Here is an 18,303-nt window from a genome sequence, read left to right on the forward strand (position 1 = left end):
ACCGACGCAGGAGCAGCTCAAGGAAGCCGCGCGCCGCCGGGAAATCGCCAACGATCTTTTCCATGTCGTGATGGGCGAGGTGACCCGCGGGCCCCGAAAGTCCGCGGATCGTGGATCCGGACCGATTGCTAGATGAGGGTGAGGGCGGTTCGCCCGGCTACATTGGCCACCGTCGCCAGCAATTCAGGCGGCTCCACGGGCTTTGTCAGGTGCGCGGCGAAACCGGCACGTAGGGCCTGGGTGCGATCTTCCGGGCGGGCGAAGGCGGTAAGCGCCACCGCGGGCAGCCCGCCGCCCCGCGCCTCGCCGAGGTTGCGGATGGTTCGCAGCAGCGAGAATCCGTCCACGTCCGGCATGCCGATGTCGCTCACCAGCACGTCGGGCCTGTGCGACTCGATCAGCGATAGTGCCTCTGCCGCATTGCCGGCAGTCAGCACCTTTGCCTCGCATTCGCCCAGCACGCGCCGCGCCAGTTCGCGGCCGTCGTCGTCGTCGTCCACCACCAGGATGGTCAAGCCCGAGAGGTCGATCGCGTCATAGGCCGCCGTGAGGCGGATCGAGTCATGCTCCTCGGGCCGGCGCTCGGCGTGGTCCTGGGCGAAGGGCGCGGGCAGCGACAGGCTGAAGCTGGTGCCCAGCCCTTCGCCCGGGCTGCTGACGCCGACGCTGCCTCCGTGCAGTTCGACCAGGCTCTTGACGATGGACAGGCCCAGCCCCAGGCCGCCATAGCGGCGTGTGGTGGAAGCATCGGCCTGCCGGAACCGTTCGAACACATGATCGACGAAGTCCGGCTTGATGCCGATGCCGCTGTCGGTCACCGTGATCTTGACCTTCGCTTCCTCTTGCGCCAGCGTCACCCGCACGGTCCCACCCGTGGGCGTGAACTTGATGGCGTTGGACAGCAGGTTGCCCATCACCTGCTGCAGGCGGCCGGGGTCGCCCGGGATCGCGGCCACCGAAGGCTCCAGCATGCGCTCGAGGCGCACGCCCTTGGCTTCGGCGGCGGGCCGCACGGTTTCCAGGGCGGCCTCGATGAACATGATGGGCTCCACCGGTTGCACGTCCAGCCGGACCTTGCCGGAGGCGATGCGGTTCATGTCGAGCAGGTCGTCGATCAGCTGCACCTGCAGCCGGGCATTGCGCTCTATCGTGTCCAGGCCTTTTTGCAGATCCTGCGGCGCGCCAAGCCCGCGGCGCAGGATGTGGACCCAGCCCATGATCGCGCTCAAGGGCGTGCGCAGTTCGTGCGAGAGCGTGGCCAGGAAATTGTCCTTCAGGGCGCTCATGCGCTCGGCAAGGTTGCGCGCCGAGCGTTCGCTCTCGAGCAGGATTTTGCGCTCCTCGGCCGACTGCTGCGCCGCCTCATACAGGCGGGCGTTGTCGATGGCGACCGCGGCCTGCGCCGCCACGCCCACGACGATTCTTTCGCTGCGATCCGTGAACACGCCTGGTTCGGGGTGGCCGAAGAACAGGCCACCAATCACTTCGCCGGAACGCGAAACGACCGGCACCGCCAAATAGCTGCGCACCCGCAAGTGGCCAGCCGGCATGCCGTGATGCGGCGCCCATTGGCCGTAGCGCGGGTCCTTCTGGATGTCGTCGCTGCGGATCGGTGGGCCGCCGCGGAAGGTGGGGCCGAACACCTCGGTCGCGCGCGGCTGGCCGAACTGTTCGAAGACTTCGGGTGGCGCGCCGGACAAGGTGTACAGCAGCAATGATTCGCCTTTGCTGTCGACCACGTTGTAGAAGAACGCGCCGAATTTCGCCCCGCTGATTTGCGTCCCGGCGTCGGTCACGGCCTGGACCAGCGAACGCAGGTCGAGCTTGGAGGCCAGGTTGCGGCCGGTGCGGTTGAGCAGCTCGAGCACCCGGGTTTCATCGCGCAGGGCTTCCTCTGCCTTGCGCTGCAAAGTGATATCGCGGTAGCTCCAGACTCGCCCGACGATGCGGCCATCGACGACCTGCGGCCGCGACTGGCGCTCGAGCACGCGGCCGTCGGTTGGAGTGAGGACATCGAAGCTCGTGGGCGGGGCGGCGCGGTAGATGGCGTGGACGAGAGCCTTGAATTCCTCAGGCCGCTCAAACCAGGCGGCCATCGCTTCCAGCAGATGGCGATGGTCCCGGTCTTCCATGGTGCTGCGCGGCAGCTGCCACATCTGCACGAACTTCTCGTTGTAGCCGGTGACCCGATAGTGCTCGTCGGTGACCAGGATGCCGTCGGTGGCGGAATCCAGCGTGGCCTTCATCATGGCCAGCGAAAGCGCCAATTCCTCGGTCTTGCGCTCCAGTGCGTCGCGAGCTTGAAGCAGTTCGTTCTCGGCCCGCTGGCGCGCCTTCAGGATGCTGGAAGCATTGCGTAGCGCGACTGCCTTCAGCAGCTCGTCTTCATCGGCGGTGGCCATACTAGACCCCAAGTACCGCCGAGGCGAGTGCAGTGCCAACCACCCGTGCCCGGATCTTGGCGAATGCCGTTTCGCGGCTGGTGGAAGTGTCGTCGCAAAACGGCGAGAAACCGCAGTCGTCGGTCGTGCCCAGTTGCGCAGGCGGAATGAACTCCGCCGCCTCCAGGATGCGGTCGCGGACTTCCTCTGCTCTTTCCACGCGCGGGTCGATCGGCGCCACCACGCCCACGAAGATGCGCTGGTCGGGTTTCATGTACTTCCGGATGATCTTGAGGACCTTGATGCGATCGCGCTCGCCGGCCAAGGCCACGTAGAAGTTGCCGGCTTTCAGCTCGAACAGGCTGGGCAGCAATTCTTCGTAGTCCACGTCGGCGCTGTGCGTGGAATCGCGGTCGCCGCCGGGGCAGGTGTGGATGCCGATGCGCTTTCGATCGGCCTCAGAGAAGCGGGACAGGGCGAGGTTGTTCAGGTCGATGAAGCTGCCAAGCAACATACCGGTCGGATCGATCTTCATGGCCAGGCGGCCTTCGGTGAAGTCGATCTGCACCTTGTGCGCACCTTTTTGCAGGCAGCGCCTTACTTCGGTTTCGTGCTCGCGCAGCAGGTCGTCGATGAATTCCTCACGCGAATAATCGGGCATGCCGTCCGCGGGATACATCAGGCTCAGTGCCGAGGGCGAAATGACAGCCTGCTTGACCGGAAGGCTGGTGTACTTCATGGCGACGTCCATGAAGCTGTCGGCGTAGCGCTTGTAGCGAAAGGGTCCTTGCGTCAGGCGCGGCATGCGGCGCGTATGGCCGGCGGCGAACGGAATGGCAAAGCCGTCGGGGGCCGTATTGCGCAGGCCGTGAACGCAATAGGTCCAGAAGTTGTGATACTTGCGCTGCTCTCCGTCGGTGACCACGGGCGAGCCTGTGGCTTCGAAGTGCGCGACGGTGTCGCGCACGGCTTCTTCATAAAGGGCGGAGAGGTCGGGATGGTCGTCGTTGCCGACGCGCTGGATGGCGGACAGGAGGCCAAGCGGCCGCGGAATGCTGCCGATCGGCTCGGTGGGAAGGGTCATCGGGCGATGGTAGTCGCCAAGGTGGGGCGATTTTGTAGGACTAAACCTGCAAATTGCTGGGCTGGCCGCCGACGTCGAAGGCCGAAATGGAATTGCGCACCATCCGCACGCCAGGCATATCGGTCAGCTGCATCAACAGAACGCTGCGCTCGTCAGCCGGTACGCGCCCGGAAACCCGCACCACGCCGGATTCCACTTCGATGTCGATCGCTTCCGGCTGGCTGACCAACTCGGGTAGCCGCGCCTTGATCTGCTCACGCAATTGGGCGTCGGTAGGGCGATCGGCGGCCCCCGCGCGATTGCGCGAGATCGCGGCGTCCACGCAATACATTGCCGCCGCACCAGCGGCAAAAGCCGCCGCCACATTCCATAGAGACCTCATTGATACTCCTTCTAGGCTGCCTTCTTGCGCGGCTTGGGCTTGACGCTGGCCGTGGCGCGGGCACTGCTCTTGGTCGCAGCGGCCTTGCGCGCGCGAGCCGGCGCATCTTCGTCGTTGGCGGCCTTGCGGCGCGATGTGGTCTTGGGCGCTTCTTCGGCAGCTTCCTCGGCCGCCTTGCCCCCGCCCTTGCGCAGGCTGCGTTTGAGGAGTTCGGTCAGGTCGATGATGTCGGCGCTGGTCTTGACCTCCTCGCCTTCCAGCGGCTTCATGATGTGCTCGCCCTCGCCGGCCTTCACCTTTTGCTCCACCACCTGCTCCAGCTTCTCGCGGAACTCGTCGTGGAAGGCCTCGGGCTTCCACTTGTCTTCCAGCTCGTTGACCAGCTGCTCGGCCATCTTCAGTTCTTTCTCGGTCACCTTGGTGTCCGAGTCGGGCAGTGGCAGGCCGGCGGTGTCGCGGACTTCGTCCTCCCACCGCAACAACTCCAGCACCAGCCCCTCTTCGGAGGGCATCAGCGCCGCCAGGTGCTGGCGGGTGGAGATGACGACGCGGGCGATGCCGACCTTGCCGGTGCGGCGCATGGTTTCCTGCAGCAGCTTGTAGGGTTTCTGGCCCTTGCTCGCCGGAGCCACGTAATAGGGCTTGTTGTAGTAGGCCGTCGGGATCTGGCCGCCGTCGATGAAGGCCTCGATCTCGATGGTCTGGGTCGACTTGGGCAACGCCGCCTTGATCTCCTCGGGCGTGAGCACGACGTACTGGTCTTTCTCGTACTCGAAGCCCTTGACGACTTCTTCCTTGGTCATGGCCTCGCCGGTGGCCTTGTTCACCTGCTTGTTGCCCACCGGGTTCATGGTGCGCTTGTCGAGCAGATTGAACTTCATCCTGTTCTCGGCAGTCGCCGAATGCAGGGTGATGGGAATATGGACCAGGCCGAAGCTGATCGCGCCTTTCCAAAGCGTACGGGTGCTGGAGGGTGCTGGCATCTTCTCACCCTAGCCGCTTGGGCCGCGGGCGCTGTAGGACATCGCAGAAAGGATGTGTGCGACGGATTAGTCGATCAGCTTGTTCTTGAGCGCGTAGTAAGTCAGGTCGCTGTTGGACGTGAGGCCCATTTTTTCCATCAGGCGGGTGCGGTAGGTGCTGACGGTCTTGACGCTCAGCGACAGGGCGCTCGCGATGTCACCGGCGGTTTCGCCCTTGGCCAGCTTGAGGAAAACCTGGAACTCGCGCTCGGACAGCAGGTCGTGCGCGGCGCTGCCTTCCTTGCGATTGAGCTGTTGGGCAATGAGCTCCGCCACCGAAGGGGAGATATAGCGCCGGCCCAGCGCGATCGTGCGGATGGCGTTGACGATCTCCATCGGCTCGCATTCCTTGTTGAGGTAGCCGCTGGCGCCCTGCCGGATCAGGTTCACGGCGTACTGCTCTTCAGGATAGCCCGACAGGATGAGGATGCCGACGTCGGGCGCCTTGGCGCGGATCATGGCCAGCGCGTCGATGCCGCTCTGCCCGGGCATGGACAGGTCCATGATGATCACGTCCATTTCGGTGGTTCGCACCAGGTCGATGGCTTCGCGCCCGCTGGACGCCTCGCCAACGACCCGAAGGTCCACCATTTCGGATAGGAATTGTTTGAGCCCCGCGCGGACGATGGCGTGGTCGTCGACGATGGCTACTTTGACGATGGAATCATTCATGTTTGGTATGTAACAGTGCCTCAGCAGCCCGAAGTGTGCGCCGCAAACGGCCGCTGCGGGTTACGGCGGCAGGGTTCGACGCTAACTTCCGGCTTTGTCCTACAGCTTGGAGCAGCGCAACAACGCCGGAGTTCAGCCCGACGGTTAGGCCATCGTGTGCAGCGGAATGTCTTTTTTTACGGCCAGCCTGTCCAGCTCGAGGCGTGTTTGCCCGAGCAGAAAGGCAGCAATGGCCTGGTGCGTTGCCGGGGCCAGCATCGCGCGCATATCCGCGGCCGCCACACCGGCGGCCGTGCACAAGGCAGCGGCAAAGTGCGGCTCGAGCGCGGCAACCGCGACCCTGCCGTCCTTGCAGGGATAGATGCGATAGCCCGCATGGGCACCGCCCACCGAGCCAGTGGGCTGCGTCAATCCCCATTGGCGCGGCAGCGCCAGATAGGCCGCCGCATCCGACAGCGCCACTTCAATGAAAACGCCGCGCTCCTGCGATACCGCCTGCAGCACGGCCTCGCTGACCATCAGCGAGCCGCTCATGTCGGCGTACAGCGTGGCAGGAAGTTCCAGGCCGGGCACCAGGCCGTTATCGGCCAGGTAGGTGAGATCGTGGCCGGGCTCCTCGGCTCGTGGCCCCGGCGCGCCCACGATGGCCACCTGCGACAGGGCAGGGTAGAGGCGATGCAGCTTACTCCACCCGAGTCCCAGTTTCTCCAGCGCCGACGGCCGAAACGACGTGAGCAGCACGTTGGTCTTGGCCAGTTCGCGGTGCAGGATCTTCTGGCCGGCTTCGGTCTTGAGGTCGGCCGCCAGCACCTTCACTCCTTCGTGCAGCTGCGCATAGGCCGCCTTGTTGTAGTGGCCCATCGGGTCGCCCGACGGTGGCTCGAGCTTGACGCAGGTGGCGCCCATCTGGCGGCAGCGCATCAATGCGGCCGGGCCGGGCAGGTTGAGCGCGAGGCTGAGAACGCGAGTACCTTTGAGGACGCGGATAGGGCGGGCCATTGTGCTTACCAGGTGATTCTGTGCAAGACTATCAGAGAGCCCATCCATTGCGGAGAAGCGATCTGACCCACGTTGAAGGCTGCATGAATCCGCTTCGTTTCGTCGTGTTGTTGTTGCTTGCCTTGTGCGCCGGGGGCGTTTGGGCCCAGCAAGCCTGGCCCGCCAGGCCCGTCGACCTGGTCGTGCCGTTCGCCGCAGGCGTACCTAGCGACGTGGTCGCGCGCACGCTGGCGGACTCCGTGAGCAAGACGCTCGGCCAGACGGTGCTGGTCGAAAACAAGCTGGGTGCGGGCGGCACTGTGGCAGCGGCCTATGTGGCCAAGGCAGCGCCCGACGGCTACACCTTCTTCATCCACCACAATGGCATGGCAACCGCCCCGGCGCTGTACCGCAAGCTGCCGTACAACCCGCTGACCGATTTCGAGTTCGTCAGCCAGGCGGTGGACGTACCCATGACGCTGCTGGCCCGCAAGGACTTCCCGGCCGGCAACCTGCAGGAAATGATCGCCTATTTGAAGGCCAACAAGGAAAGGATCAACCTGGCCAATGCCGGACTGGGCTCGGTCTCGCAGCTGTGCGGCCTGCTGTTGGAGCGCGCATTGGACGTTAAGCTGACGGCGGTGCCGTTCCAGGGCACTGCGCCGGCCATGAACGCCTTGCTGGGCGGCCAGGTCGACATCCTGTGCGACCAGAGCACGCAGGCCATTCCGCAGATCAATGCCGGCACCGTCAAGCTCTATGGCGTGACCACCAAGTCCCGCATCAAGGCCTTGCCCGATGCGCCCACGCTCCAAGAGCAGGGCTTGAAGGACTTCGAGGTGGTGGTCTGGCACGGCATCTACGCGCCCAAAGGAACGCCCAAGTCCATCATCGAGCGGATGAACGCCGCCGTTCGCGCCGCGTTGAAAGATCCCGACGTGGTGAAGGGCATGGCCGACCTGGGCGCCGAGATCGTGCCCGACAGCAAGCTCAGCCCCGAAGGCCTGCAAATCTGGTTGAAGGCCGAGATCGACAAGTGGGGCCCTATCATCCGCGCCAGCGGTACCTTCGCAGACTAATGATCCACATTCGCAATATTGACCATCTCGTCCTTCGCGTTGCCGACCTGGACAAGATGCTTCACTTCTACTGCGACACGCTCGGGTGCAGCATCGAGCGCCGCCAAGACTCGCTTGGCTTGGTGCAGCTGCGCGCTGGGGACTCCCTGATCGACCTTGTGCCCGTCGATGGAAAACTGGGTCGCGCCGGTGGTGCGGCACCTGGGGCGGAAGGCAGGAACATGGATCACTTCTGTCTCCGGGTCGAGCCGTTCGATGAGTCGGAAATCCGCAACCAGCTGGCAAAGCATGGCTATGCGGCCGGCCCCGTGGAGCAGCGGTACGGGGCGGAGGGTGAAGGTCCCTCCATCTATGTCACTGATCCCGAGAACAATGTCGTTGAGCTCAAGGGTCCGCCCAATACCTAGACCGAGGCCCTCGTGAGCATCCCCCGCCTCATCCAGCCCTTCTGGAACGAGTTTCATGCCACCGTTGGAGGTGACGTTCTGGCCCGTTTCTATGAGGCCTTCCACTTCGACGATAACGAACCAAGTGCAAATGCGCTGGCACAGCTCGTTCTTGCCGGAACAAAGCGCGCCACTGCCGGGTTGGTGTGGTCCTTCGAAGCGGACAACAAGCGACCTCCGAAGCGCGGTGACCTTAGCGTCGTGACCAACTGGCAAGGTGAGCCGCTCTGTGTCATCGAAACCAAGGCTGTGGCGACCGTTCCCTTCGAGGAGGTCGGTGAGGAGTTTGCCGCGGCCGAGGGCGAAGGCGATGGCTCGTTGCGCTATTGGCGCGAAGCCCACTGGGCGTATTTTGGAAGAGAATGCAAGCGCATCGGAAGAGTGCCTGACCTGAGAATGCCAGTCTTTTGCGAGCAGTTCGAGGTCGTCTACCGTGGAGCCTGATCATGAACTCCGAAAATTCTTCCTACGAGGGTGGCTGCACTTGTGGCTTCGTGCGCTATCGTATGTCTTCGAGGCCGCTGTTCGTCCACTGCTGCCACTGCCGCTGGTGCCAGCGCGAAACAGGCGCTTCGTTTGCCCTGAACGCGCTCATCGAGGCTGATCGCGTTCAGCTTCTTGCCGGAGAGGTTGAAGTCATCAATACGCCATCCAACAGCGGCAAGGGACAGAAGATCTCTCGCTGCCCCAGGTGTCGCATTGCCGTCTGGAGCAACTACGCCGGCGCCGGCGATGCTGTTCGCTTCATGCGGGTCGGAACGCTCGACGAGCCCGATCGACTGCCGCCGGACATCCACATCTACACCGAATCCAAGCAGCCATGGGTCATCCTTCCACCGGGCGCACCGGCAGTCCCCCAGTACTACAGGGCGTCAGAGTTCTGGCCCAAGGAAAGTCTTGAACGCCGCGCGGCGTTGGTGGCCAGGTCACAGCCTTGAGCACCGATGGAAAGAAAGCGTCAATGTGCCCCTCGACTCCCAGTCGCGCTCGTCGCAGTGTTTTGGCGCGAGTGGTGGCCGGTACGGCGCTTTTGATTACCGGGCGCCTTGCCTCGCCCTCGGAACGCTCGGACCCATTACCCAAGCCAGAGCCACGTTGGTTTGAAGCCGCTGCGTCCATGAAACGTCTCGCCGAATCGTGGGGCGACCAGCCGTATGGCGCCGTGTTGGTGGCAAATGGAGCCATCATTGGCGAAGGCCCGAGCCGAGTGGTCCAACGAGGCGATCCAACGGCCCACGCCGAAAGAGAGGCAATTCGCGATGCACAAAGACGGTTGGGCCGCACGGATCTTGCAGGCAGCGTCCTGTACTCGACCTCTCGGCCATGTCGCCAGTGCGAGGCCGCTGCCGCCGAAGCACGAGTTGCACGAATGATCCACGGCGCGGAACTGAACGACTCGGGTCAACCAAGGCCCTAGCCCCACGGTGCCCGACAGCAATCCCCAGAGAGATAATAGCCATGGACTTCCTCTTTCGACGGAGGCGACCATGGCGTTGTTCGTTGTGCGGCATCAACATGCGGCCGAGCGCTGCCCCGCTCAGGATCCCTATATGGGGGCCATGCTCCTGAATCACCTGAGCCGTCCCAATGTCAGGCAGCACGGGGTGGAGATCAAGGGCGAGGCGGTCGTGCAGGGCGAGCACACCTTGTACTTCATTGTGGAAGCTGAAGACGAGGGGTGCCTGCGCGAGTTCATGCAGCCGTTTCAGATGGCCGGCAGCCTGGACATCTACCCCGCCTCGACCTGTGCCCGCGTGGTCGCCAGTGGCGGTTGCGGCGCTGCGATGCCGGTAAGCGACTCGGTGCCGGCGCTGCATCCGGACGAGGCCTGCCAGCAGGCGATTGAAGCAGGGCTGGTGGTCCATCGCGCGCATCCGCTCAACTGCGAGACTTCCATCCCGGCGCTGCTGGGCGGCGTGGTCATGCCAAACGCCCACTTCTACGTTCGAAATCATTTCCAGATTCCCAATCTCGATCCGGCTACCTTCGAGTTGAAGGTAGCCGGGCTCGTCGAACGGCCGCTGAGCCTGAGCTTGCGCGATCTCCACACGATGCCGTCGCAATCGCGGATCGTGACCCTTGAATGCGCCGGCAACGGCCGCACGCTGTTTCAGCCACCCATCGAGGGGGAAAAATGGAACCTGGGCGCCGTCAGTACAGCGGAGTGGACCGGCGTGCCGTTGAGGGAAGTGCTGGATCGGGCGGGTGTGCGGCCGGGCGCGCTCGAGGTCCTGTTCCGGGGCGCGGACGGCGGGACCGTGGAGGGCCGCCCAGGCCCCATCCGCTTCGAGCGCAGCCTGCCGCTGGATCAGGCCCGTGAAGCCGACCTGCTTCTCGCCTATGCGATGAACGGCGAGCCACTGCCCATCCAGCATGGCTACCCCGTGCGCCTCGTCGTTCCCGGTTGGTACGCCGTGGCGTCGGTCAAATGGCTGACCGAAATCCAGCTCATCGACCGGCCCTTCACCGGGCACTACCAGGCCGACAAATACTGGTATGAATCGGAGCGCGATGGCCAGATCGTCCGCGAGCCAGTCATGCTGCAGCAGGTGCGGGCTTTGATCACCGAGCCCGCGCTTGAGCAGCAGGCCCCTCGTGGTGAACTGGCGATCCGCGGCGTGGCCTGGTCTGGGGCGGCTTCGATTGCGCGCGTGGAGATCAGCGTGGGCGGCGGAAGCTGGCAGGCGGCCCATCTCGTCGGCGAGCGCAAGCGCCATAGCTGGCAATGGTGGGAACTGATCATCCGGGTTCCGCAGCCGGGTGTTGTCACCCTGCGCGCCCGGGCCACCGACCTTGCCGGTCGCACTCAGCCCGAGCAAGCCGAGTGGAACCGATTGGGCTATGGCAACAACGCCATACAAGAGGTGCCGGTTCGGATCATATGAAGACCAAGGAGAACGATCATGGCAGTGCTAGTCACGGCGGAAGTGCAAGGGCAAACCCAGCAGGGCTACGACGGCATGTTCTCCGTTCTCGCGGACAGTCTCAAGCAAGCCCCTGGCTTCATTCTTCACACCGCATATCCCGTTGAAGGGGGGTGGCGGGTCATTGAGATGTGGGAGTCGAAGGCGGAGGCGAATCAGTACTTCGCGAAAAACGTTGCCCCCAACCTGCCACCCGGAATTCATCCCAAGCGCACGGTGCAGGAGCTTCACAGCCTGCTCATGCGCTGATCAAATCCCAAGCACCCACCAATGCTCACAGTCGCCGTCGCCTGCGTCATGCTCATCGCGTTGACGACGGTGATTCACTATGAGGTTCTCCGCGCCTTGAACGCCGGCCTGCCTTCGCTCTCCATTCCCGATCGCGCCAAGCTGCTGGTCGTTATCTTCTCGACCTTTCTTGCCCATGCGATCGAGATTGGAGTCTATGGGCTGGCGTTCTTTGCCTTGGTCGAATACACGGGGGTTGGAAGCATCGGCGGCCCCGCCGGATTCTCGCTCGCCAACTGTCTCTACCTGTCTGCCGAAACCTACACATCGCTGGGATTCGGAGACATTACGCCAGTGGGTCCCGTGCGCTTGCTTGCCGGGGCCGAAGCATTGAATGGTTTGCTATTGATTGGCTGGTCCGCATCGTTCGCCTACATCTCGATGGAACGGTTCTGGAGCGCCGGCGGATCCGGACGAAAATGATGTCTGACGCTTTGAAGTTCTTTCGAGTTCGACCATGCTTGCTGCTGGCCTCGTTTGCGTGGGCAGGCTGCGCGGCTGCGTGGGCCGGCACGCTGGAAGGTACGGCTGCCTATCGCGAGCGCGTCGCCTTGCCGCCCGACGCTGTCTTCGAAGCCGTGCTGCAGGACGTCTCGAAAGCCGACGCGCCGGCGGAATTACTCGGCCGGACGGAAATCGATCCTGCGGGGCAACTGCCATTCCGTTTCCAGATCGCATACGACGACGCGGCCGTGCGCCCGGGACGGCGCTATGTGGTGCGCGCCACGGTCCGGCACCAAGGGCAGGTACTTTTCACGACCGACCGGGCCTATCCTGTACTCCAGGGTGCTGCCAACGCGCCGCTCACGCTGCGGCTGGTATCCACAGGACGCCGTCCATCCCAGCCCGCACTCAGCGAGGCTCGCCCGGCGCTGACTGGAATGTTTGCCTACATGGCCGATGCCGCGACGATCTCTCTGTGCGCGGACGCCCAGCGGCTGCCGGTAGCGATGGAGCTGGACTACAAGGCCCTTGAGGCCGCGTACTTGAAGGAGCGCACCCAGCCGGGCCAGGAACTGCTCGTCAGCCTCGAAGGGGAGATTGCTCCGCGCGCGTCCATGGAGCCCAATCAACCGCCACGGCTCAGCCTCGTGGTGGAACGCTTCATCAACGTCTGGCCGCGTGAGAGTTGCGGCAATCCGCAGGTTGAGAGCCCGTTGCGCGGCACTTACTGGAAGCTGGTGCGCTTGGGCGAAACGCCCGTGCGGGTGGCCGAGAAACAACCTGAACCGCACCTGATCCTGGCCAACTTGGATCTGCGCATTTCCGGCAGCGGCGGCTGCAACGGCCTGCGGGGCAGCTTCGAGCTTGACGGTGACAAGCTGCGCTTCCGTGGCGTGGCCAGCACCAGGATGGCCTGCCTGGCCGGCATGGAGCAGGAGCAGCGCTTCCTGAAGTCGATGGAGAAGGCGCAGCGCTATCGCATCAGCGGCAGCCACCTCGACATGCTGGACGCGGCCGGCACGGCGATAGCGCGCTTCGAGGCCGTGGCGTTGCGCTAAACACAAGACTGCATGCCGCCCTTTCGCGTTGGCCTAATTTCAGACACGCATGGCCTGGTTCGGCCGCATGCGAAGGTGTTTCTGCAGGGGAGCGACATCATCATTCATGGCGGCGACATATGCGACGCGGGTGTGCTCGCGGAGCTTTCTTCTATCGCGCCTGTCATTGCCGTGCGCGGAAACAACGACAAGGGCGCGTGGGCTCAGGAGCTTCGGGAAACCGAGCTTGTTCAGGTGGGCGAGATCTTCATTTATGTGATTCACGATCTCGCCGAACTGGACATCGACCTGGAGGCCGCGGGCGTTCGGGCCGTAGTATCTGGCCATTCGCACAAACCGCTGATCGAGGAGAAGGGCAGGGTTCTTTACGTCAACCCGGGAAGTGCTGGCCCTCGCCGGTTTCGGCTGCCTATCAGCGTCGGTGAGATCACAATCCGGGGCATGTCGGTGTCCGCAAGTGTGATGGAGTTGGAGTAGGAGATTTGGATGACCATACAGCTTGATCACTTCATCGTCTCGTCCCGCGACAAGGCCGCTTCGGCAAAGCTTCTGGCCGAGCTCCTGGGCGTCCCGTGGGGGGAGGCTGCGGCGGGGCCGTTCACTGCCGTGTACCTCAACGATGGGTTGACGCTGGACTTCATCGACACCGACGAGGATTTCCCGGTCGAGCACTTCTGCTTTCGCGTCGACGAGCAGGAGTTCGACGCCATCCTCGCGCGCATCAAGGCCGCGGGCATCAAGTACCGAAGCACGGTGCGCGGCCCTGTCGACATGAAAGTCGATACCCAGTTCGGCGGCCGCGGGATTTACTGGAACGAGCCCGAGGGACACCAGTGGGAGATGTTGACCGTGAGCTATGCGCGGCAGCCAACTTAAAACTTCTCGAACCAAAGGCGAGCCAGATCAGTCTAAGAGCAGTCCAAGTCCGAAGGAGGGCGCCATGCGACCAACCCACTGGCTGATGACCTTGACACTCGGATTTCTGCTTTCGGGCTGCGCCGGCATCAGTACCGCGCCATCACCAGAAGAGCGACAGGCTTTGGCCCCAGCCGGTAAGCTCCGTGTTGCGCTCCAGTTAGGCAGCCCACATAACGTCGTACGTGACCCTGTGTCAGGGGAGCTGAAGGGCGTGGCGTTCGACCTGGGGAAAGAGTTGGCCCGGCGTATGGGCGTTCCGTTCGAGCCGGTCATGTACCCGTCGGTTGGGGCCCTTCTCGACAGCGGAAAGACCGGCGCTTGGGATGTCGCCTTTGTCGGGTTCAGTCCTGCGCGGGCGCAGGAGTGGGACTTCGCGCCGCGGCACCTGGAAATCGAATTCGGCTACCTCGTCCCTGGAGGTTCTTCCATCTCGACAATCGCTGATGTGGATAAGCCCGGGATTCGCGTCGCCGTGCAGGAGAGGTCCCAGCCGGATGTCTTTCTTTCTCGCACGCTGAAAAACGCCACGGTGGTCCGGGCACCCAGCCTCGCCGGCACATTGGAAACGGTGAAATCCGGGCGCGCAGACGCGATCTTCAGCATCAAGCCCAGCCTCTTCGAGGCGTCGAGCCAATTACCCGGCTCTGTGGTCCTCGACGGCCGGGCCGGACTCGATCCGCACGCCATGGCCATGCCGAAGGGACGGAACCGTGGCCTGGCCTACGCGCGGGGCTTCGTCGAAAGCGCAAAGTCCGAGGGGCTGGTCAAAGCGGCAATAGAGAGGGCTGGAATACGTGGCGCCGTTGTGGCTGCGCGTGAATAAGCTCAAAGCGGCAAGCCTACATAGTTCTCGGCCAGCACCGTTGAAGCCGCCTTGGAGCCGACCAGGTAGTCCAGCTCGGCCTCCTGCAGTCTCTGCCCGAAGTCGCCGGTTTCCGGAAACTTGTGCATGAGCGAGGTGAACCACCAGGAGAATCGTTCGGCTTTCCAGACGCGGCGCAGGCAACGCTCCGAATAGTGGTCGATGCCGGCGCTGCTGATATCGCGGTAGTGTTCGATCAGCGCCGAGGAGAGGTATTTCACGTCCGAGGCCGCCAGGTTCAGGCCCTTCGCGCCCGTAGGCGGCACGATGTGGGCGGCGTCGCCCGCCAGGAGCAGCCGGCCGAAGCGCATCGGTTCGGCCACGAAGCTGCGCAGCGGCGCGATGCTTTTTTCCAGGGAAGGGCCGGTGACCAGGTGCTCGCGGGCTTGCGGGTCCAGCCGGGCGCGCAGCTCGTTCCAGAAGGCTTCATCGGACCAATCCTCCGCCTTCTCGTTGGAGGGCACCTGTACGTAGAAGCGGCTGCGCGTGGCGCTGCGCATGGAACAAAGCGCAAAGCCGCGCTCCGTGTTGGCATAGATCAGCTCATGCGACACCGGTGGAACGTCGGCCAGGATGCCGAGCCAGCCGAAGGGGTAGACCTTCTCGTAGGTCCTGAGGGCGCCGGCGGGCACGCTGGCGCGGCTGACGCCGTGGTAGCCGTCGCACCCGGCGATGAAATCGCATTCGATTTCCTGCGCCTGGCCGTCCTTGACGTAGCGCACCTTGGGACGGGTTCCTTCGAAGTCGTGCAAGGTCACGCTGTCGCCGGCGTCATAGATCGTGGTCAAGCCTTCGGCCTTGCGCGCGTCCATGAGGTCGTGCGTCACCTCGGTCTGGCCATACACGGTCACGGTCTTGCCGCCGGTGAGGGTGCGCATGTCGATGCGATGCCGCGCGCCCTTGAACAGCAGCTCGATACCGTCGTGCACGAGGCCCTGCTGGTGCAGGCGCTTGCTGACGCCGCATTCGTCGAGCAGGTCGGTGGTGACCTGCTCCAGCACGCCGGCGCGGATGCGGGCCAGCACGTATTCGGCGCTCTGGCGCTCGATGATGATGTTGTCTATGCCGGCCTTGTAGAGCAGCTGGCCGAGCAGCAGGCCCGAGGGGCCGGCGCCGATGATGGCGACCTGGGTGCGCATGAAGTGTCTCCGGTGATCTGCCTTCAGCTTAGGCGGGCACAGGGTTTTCAGCCAGGGCGCGCGCGCGGCGCTGTGCGATGATTGCCCGAGCTGCGCGATCATCGCGCAGCCCTTCACAATGACGATCGCCAAAGCAGACTTCATCGAAGGCATGGCCAAGGGCATGGCCGTGCTGGAGAGTTTCGACACCGAGCGCCAGCGCCTGAACGCGACGCTGGCCTCGCAGCGCGCGGGCATCACGCGGGCGGCCGCCCGCCGCCACCTGCTGACGCTGACGCACCTGGGTTACCTGGAAACCGACGGCAGCTACTTCTGGCTGGCGCCCAAGGTGCTGCGCTTTTCGGGCAGCTACCTGGCGTCGGCCCGGTTGCCGCGTGTGCTGCAGCCCACGCTCAACCGCCTGGCGGCGCAAACAGCGGAGTCATTCTCGGCCGTGGTGCTCGATGGCGACCAGGTCGTCATCGTGGCGCGTAGCGGCTCCACGCGGGTGCTGGCCTACGGTTTGCATCTGGGCGCGCGATTGCCCGCCCATGCCACGTCCACCGGGAGGGTGCTGCTGGCCGCCAAGGGCAAGGCCGATTTCAATGCGTGGATGAAGGGCAGGGAACTGCCACGGCTGACCGCGCACACCACGGTGGAGCCGCGCAAGTTTCGGGCACTGATAGAAGAAGTGCGCACGCAAGACTTTTGCGTGGCGAGCGAGGAACATGAACTAGGTGTCCACGCCCTTGCGGTGCCACTGCGCAACATGCAGGGCCTGACCGTGGCTGCCTTGAATGTCGTTGCGGCGCCGCACCGGCTGGAGATGCGGGCGATGCAGCGCGATCTGCTGCCGCTGCTGCTCGAGGCGGCTCGCGAATTGCGCCCTTTGTTGTAGGTCCTTATGCGTCAATGCGCATTAATTAACAACTATATAGTCGTTGGGGTTTTAAGGCTTGGTCCCAAAATGCGTCTTTTCTCAGACAGAAAGAACAACGATGGCCACTTTGCGACTGGGCGACATTGCCCCCGACTTCGTCCAGGATTCCACCGAGGGGCCGATTCACTTCCATGAATGGGCCGGCGATTCGTGGGCGGTGCTGTTCTCGCATCCGGCCGACTTCACGCCCGTCTGCACCACCGAATTGGGGAAGACTGCGGCGCTGTCCGGCGAGTTCGCCAAGCGCGGAGTCAAGCCTATCGCCGTAAGCGTGGACCCGCTGGAATCGCACGGCAAATGGGTCAAGGACATCAATGAAACCCAGGACACGACGGTGAACTTCCCAATCCTGGCCGATCCGGACCGCAAGGTGGCCATGCTCTACGACATGATCCACCCCCATGCGCTGGCCAACGCCACGGTGCGCAGCGTTTTCATCATCGACCCCAAGAAGGTGATCCGCACGACGCTGACCTATCCGGCGAGCACCGGGCGCAATTTCGACGAGATCCTGCGCGTGATCGACTCCCTCCAGCTGACCGACAGCCACAAGGTCGCGACGCCCGCCAACTGGAAGAACGGCGACGACGTGGTCATCATCCCCAGCCTGCAGGACCCGGCTGAGCTCGCCCAGCGTTTCCCCAAGGGATTCAAGGCCGTCAGGCCCTACCTGCGCATGACGGCGCAACCGAATAAATGAGCAACCGAGCAATGAACCTCAAAATCAAGACCTTATTGGCCGGCTTCGCGCTGGCCGCCAGCGGCATCGCCGGCGCCCAGCAAACCTTGCTCAACGTCTCCTACGACGTGGCGCGCGAGTTCTACAAGGACATCAACGCGGCGTTCGTGCCGGCCTACAAGAAGGCCACGGGCAAGGACGTGAAAATCGACCAGGCCCACGGTGGCTCCAGCGCGCAGGCACGCGCAGTCGCCGACGGCCTGGATGCGGACGTGGTGACCATGAACACCACCACCGACATCGAGTTCCTGGCCGAGAAGGGCGTGGTGGCCAAGGACTGGGCCAAGCGCTTCCCCGACAATGCCGCGCCGACCACCTCGACCATGCTGTTCCTGGTGCGCAACGGCAACCCCAAGGGCATCAAGGACTGGGACGACCTGATCAAGCCGGGCGTGCAGGTGGTCGTGGTCAACCCCAAGACCGGTGGCAACGGGCGCTATACCTACCTGGCCGCCTTGGGCTACATCAAGAAGAAGGGCGGCACCGACGCCCAGGCGCAGGAATTCCTGTCCAAGCTGTACAAGAACGTGCCTATCCTGGCGCGCGGCGGCCGCGACGCGACCACCGCCTTCCTGCAGCGCAATACCGGCGACGTGCTGGTCACGTTCGAATCGGAGGTCGAGTCCGTCAACAAGGAATTCGGCAAGGACAAGGTGGACGTGATCTATCCGTCCATCAGCATCATTGCCGAGAACCCGGTTGCCATCGTCGAGCGCACGGTGGCCAAGAAGGGCACGGCGGACCTGGCCAAGGCTTATCTGCAGTTCCTGTACTCCGAAGAAGGGCAGGAAATCGCCGCCAGGCACTCGATCCGCCCGCGCAACCAGGCGATCGTGAAGAAATACGCCGACACGTTCAAGCCGATCAAGCTGTTCACGGTGCAGGAGCTGTTTGGCTCGCTGTCGGAAGCGCAGAAAGTGCACTTCAACGACGGCGGCCAGTTCGACAAGATCTACACAGTGAAGTGA

At 63.7% G+C, this 18,303-nt stretch carries 22 protein-coding genes; 15 read left to right on the forward strand and 7 right to left on the reverse strand.

Annotated elements, in window-relative coordinates; all coding sequences use genetic code 11:
• Window positions 1–128: 128 nt before the first annotated feature.
• The 6 genes from HNE04_RS00525 to HNE04_RS00550 form a co-directional block, all read right to left on the reverse strand.
• Window positions 129–2,402: a hybrid sensor histidine kinase/response regulator gene (locus HNE04_RS00525; protein ID WP_172215747.1), complete on the reverse strand. Its 2,274-nt coding sequence runs from the start codon at window positions 2,400–2,402 to the stop codon at window positions 129–131.
• A gap of 1 nt (window position 2,403) precedes the next feature.
• Window positions 2,404–3,465, reverse strand: a complete 1,062-nt coding sequence (locus tag HNE04_RS00530; RefSeq protein WP_172215749.1) for a uroporphyrinogen decarboxylase/cobalamine-independent methonine synthase family protein — start codon at window positions 3,463–3,465, stop codon at window positions 2,404–2,406.
• 40 nt (window positions 3,466–3,505) lie between these two features.
• Complete coding sequence (locus tag HNE04_RS00535; protein ID WP_172215751.1) at window positions 3,506–3,787, reverse strand: BON domain-containing protein; 282 nt, start codon at window positions 3,785–3,787, stop codon at window positions 3,506–3,508.
• Between the two features lie 71 nt (window positions 3,788–3,858).
• Window positions 3,859–4,830, reverse strand: a complete 972-nt coding sequence (gene ku, locus HNE04_RS00540) for a non-homologous end joining protein Ku (protein WP_172215753.1) — start codon at window positions 4,828–4,830, stop codon at window positions 3,859–3,861.
• A 66-nt stretch (window positions 4,831–4,896) separates the two neighbouring features.
• Window positions 4,897–5,529: a response regulator gene (locus HNE04_RS00545; RefSeq protein WP_172216731.1), complete on the reverse strand. Its 633-nt coding sequence runs from the start codon at window positions 5,527–5,529 to the stop codon at window positions 4,897–4,899.
• Window positions 5,530–5,685: 156 nt separating this feature from the next.
• Window positions 5,686–6,540 (reverse strand): CoA transferase, encoded by an 855-nt coding sequence (locus tag HNE04_RS00550; RefSeq protein WP_172215755.1) that lies wholly within the window; start codon window positions 6,538–6,540, stop codon window positions 5,686–5,688.
• 83 nt (window positions 6,541–6,623) lie between these two features.
• Between HNE04_RS00550 and HNE04_RS00555 the strand changes: the two genes are divergently transcribed.
• The 12 genes from HNE04_RS00555 to HNE04_RS00610 all read left to right on the forward strand — a co-directional run bounded on the left by HNE04_RS00555 (window position 6,624) and on the right by HNE04_RS00610 (window position 14,499).
• Window positions 6,624–7,598: a tripartite tricarboxylate transporter substrate-binding protein gene (locus HNE04_RS00555; RefSeq protein ID WP_172215757.1), complete on the forward strand. Its 975-nt coding sequence runs from the start codon at window positions 6,624–6,626 to the stop codon at window positions 7,596–7,598.
• Window positions 7,598–8,005 (forward strand): VOC family protein, encoded by a 408-nt coding sequence (locus HNE04_RS00560; protein ID WP_172215759.1) that lies wholly within the window; start codon window positions 7,598–7,600, stop codon window positions 8,003–8,005. The genes HNE04_RS00555 and HNE04_RS00560 overlap by 1 nt, the downstream gene beginning before the upstream one ends.
• Window positions 8,006–8,017: 12 nt before the next feature.
• The gene (locus tag HNE04_RS00565; protein ID WP_172215761.1) at window positions 8,018–8,488 is read left to right on the forward strand and encodes an ASCH domain-containing protein; all 471 of its coding nucleotides are present in this window, start codon (window positions 8,018–8,020) and stop codon (window positions 8,486–8,488) included.
• 2 nt (window positions 8,489–8,490) lie between these two features.
• Window positions 8,491–8,982, forward strand: coding sequence for a GFA family protein (locus HNE04_RS00570; protein WP_172215763.1), 492 nt, complete (start codon window positions 8,491–8,493; stop codon window positions 8,980–8,982).
• Window positions 8,983–9,005: 23 nt separating this feature from the next.
• Complete coding sequence (locus HNE04_RS00575) at window positions 9,006–9,461, forward strand: nucleoside deaminase (RefSeq protein ID WP_172216733.1); 456 nt, start codon at window positions 9,006–9,008, stop codon at window positions 9,459–9,461.
• 70 nt (window positions 9,462–9,531) lie between these two features.
• Complete coding sequence (locus HNE04_RS00580; RefSeq protein WP_172215765.1) at window positions 9,532–10,929, forward strand: sulfite oxidase; 1,398 nt, start codon at window positions 9,532–9,534, stop codon at window positions 10,927–10,929.
• Window positions 10,930–10,947: 18 nt separating this feature from the next.
• Entirely contained in the window at window positions 10,948–11,217 is a 270-nt protein-coding gene (locus HNE04_RS00585; protein ID WP_172215767.1) for a hypothetical protein, read from the forward strand.
• A 21-nt stretch (window positions 11,218–11,238) separates the two neighbouring features.
• The gene (locus tag HNE04_RS00590) at window positions 11,239–11,679 is read left to right on the forward strand and encodes a two pore domain potassium channel family protein (protein WP_172215769.1); all 441 of its coding nucleotides are present in this window, start codon (window positions 11,239–11,241) and stop codon (window positions 11,677–11,679) included.
• A gap of 11 nt (window positions 11,680–11,690) precedes the next feature.
• The gene (locus HNE04_RS00595; protein ID WP_172215771.1) at window positions 11,691–12,758 is read left to right on the forward strand and encodes a YbaY family lipoprotein; all 1,068 of its coding nucleotides are present in this window, start codon (window positions 11,691–11,693) and stop codon (window positions 12,756–12,758) included.
• A gap of 12 nt (window positions 12,759–12,770) precedes the next feature.
• On the forward strand, window positions 12,771–13,235 hold the full coding sequence (locus tag HNE04_RS00600) for a metallophosphoesterase family protein (protein ID WP_172215773.1): 465 nt from the start codon (window positions 12,771–12,773) through the stop codon (window positions 13,233–13,235).
• Between the two features lie 9 nt (window positions 13,236–13,244).
• Window positions 13,245–13,634, forward strand: coding sequence for a VOC family protein (locus tag HNE04_RS00605; protein WP_172215775.1), 390 nt, complete (start codon window positions 13,245–13,247; stop codon window positions 13,632–13,634).
• 64 nt (window positions 13,635–13,698) lie between these two features.
• Complete coding sequence (locus tag HNE04_RS00610) at window positions 13,699–14,499, forward strand: transporter substrate-binding domain-containing protein (RefSeq protein WP_172215777.1); 801 nt, start codon at window positions 13,699–13,701, stop codon at window positions 14,497–14,499.
• Window positions 14,500–14,501: 2 nt separating this feature from the next.
• On the opposite strand, the gene pobA is transcribed toward HNE04_RS00610, so the two are convergent.
• Window positions 14,502–15,677 carry a 4-hydroxybenzoate 3-monooxygenase gene (gene pobA / locus HNE04_RS00615; RefSeq protein ID WP_172215779.1) on the reverse strand — a complete coding sequence of 392 codons (1,176 nt, stop codon included), beginning with the start codon at window positions 15,675–15,677 and terminating at the stop codon, window positions 14,502–14,504.
• 118 nt (window positions 15,678–15,795) lie between these two features.
• On the opposite strand from pobA, the gene HNE04_RS00620 reads away from it, so the two are divergent.
• The 3 genes from HNE04_RS00620 (at window position 15,796) to HNE04_RS00630 (ending at window position 18,303) form a co-directional block, all read left to right on the forward strand.
• A complete protein-coding gene (locus HNE04_RS00620) occupies window positions 15,796–16,554 on the forward strand; it encodes an IclR family transcriptional regulator domain-containing protein (protein ID WP_172215781.1) in 759 nt (252 codons plus the stop codon).
• Between the two features lie 100 nt (window positions 16,555–16,654).
• Window positions 16,655–17,296: a peroxiredoxin gene (locus tag HNE04_RS00625; RefSeq protein ID WP_172215783.1), complete on the forward strand. Its 642-nt coding sequence runs from the start codon at window positions 16,655–16,657 to the stop codon at window positions 17,294–17,296.
• 11 nt (window positions 17,297–17,307) lie between these two features.
• Entirely contained in the window at window positions 17,308–18,303 is a 996-nt protein-coding gene (locus HNE04_RS00630; RefSeq protein WP_172215785.1) for a sulfate ABC transporter substrate-binding protein, read from the forward strand.

Origin of the sequence: Caenimonas soli (genome assembly GCF_013155545.1) — a bacterium.
GTDB lineage: Bacteria > Pseudomonadota > Gammaproteobacteria > Burkholderiales > Burkholderiaceae_C > Ramlibacter > Ramlibacter soli.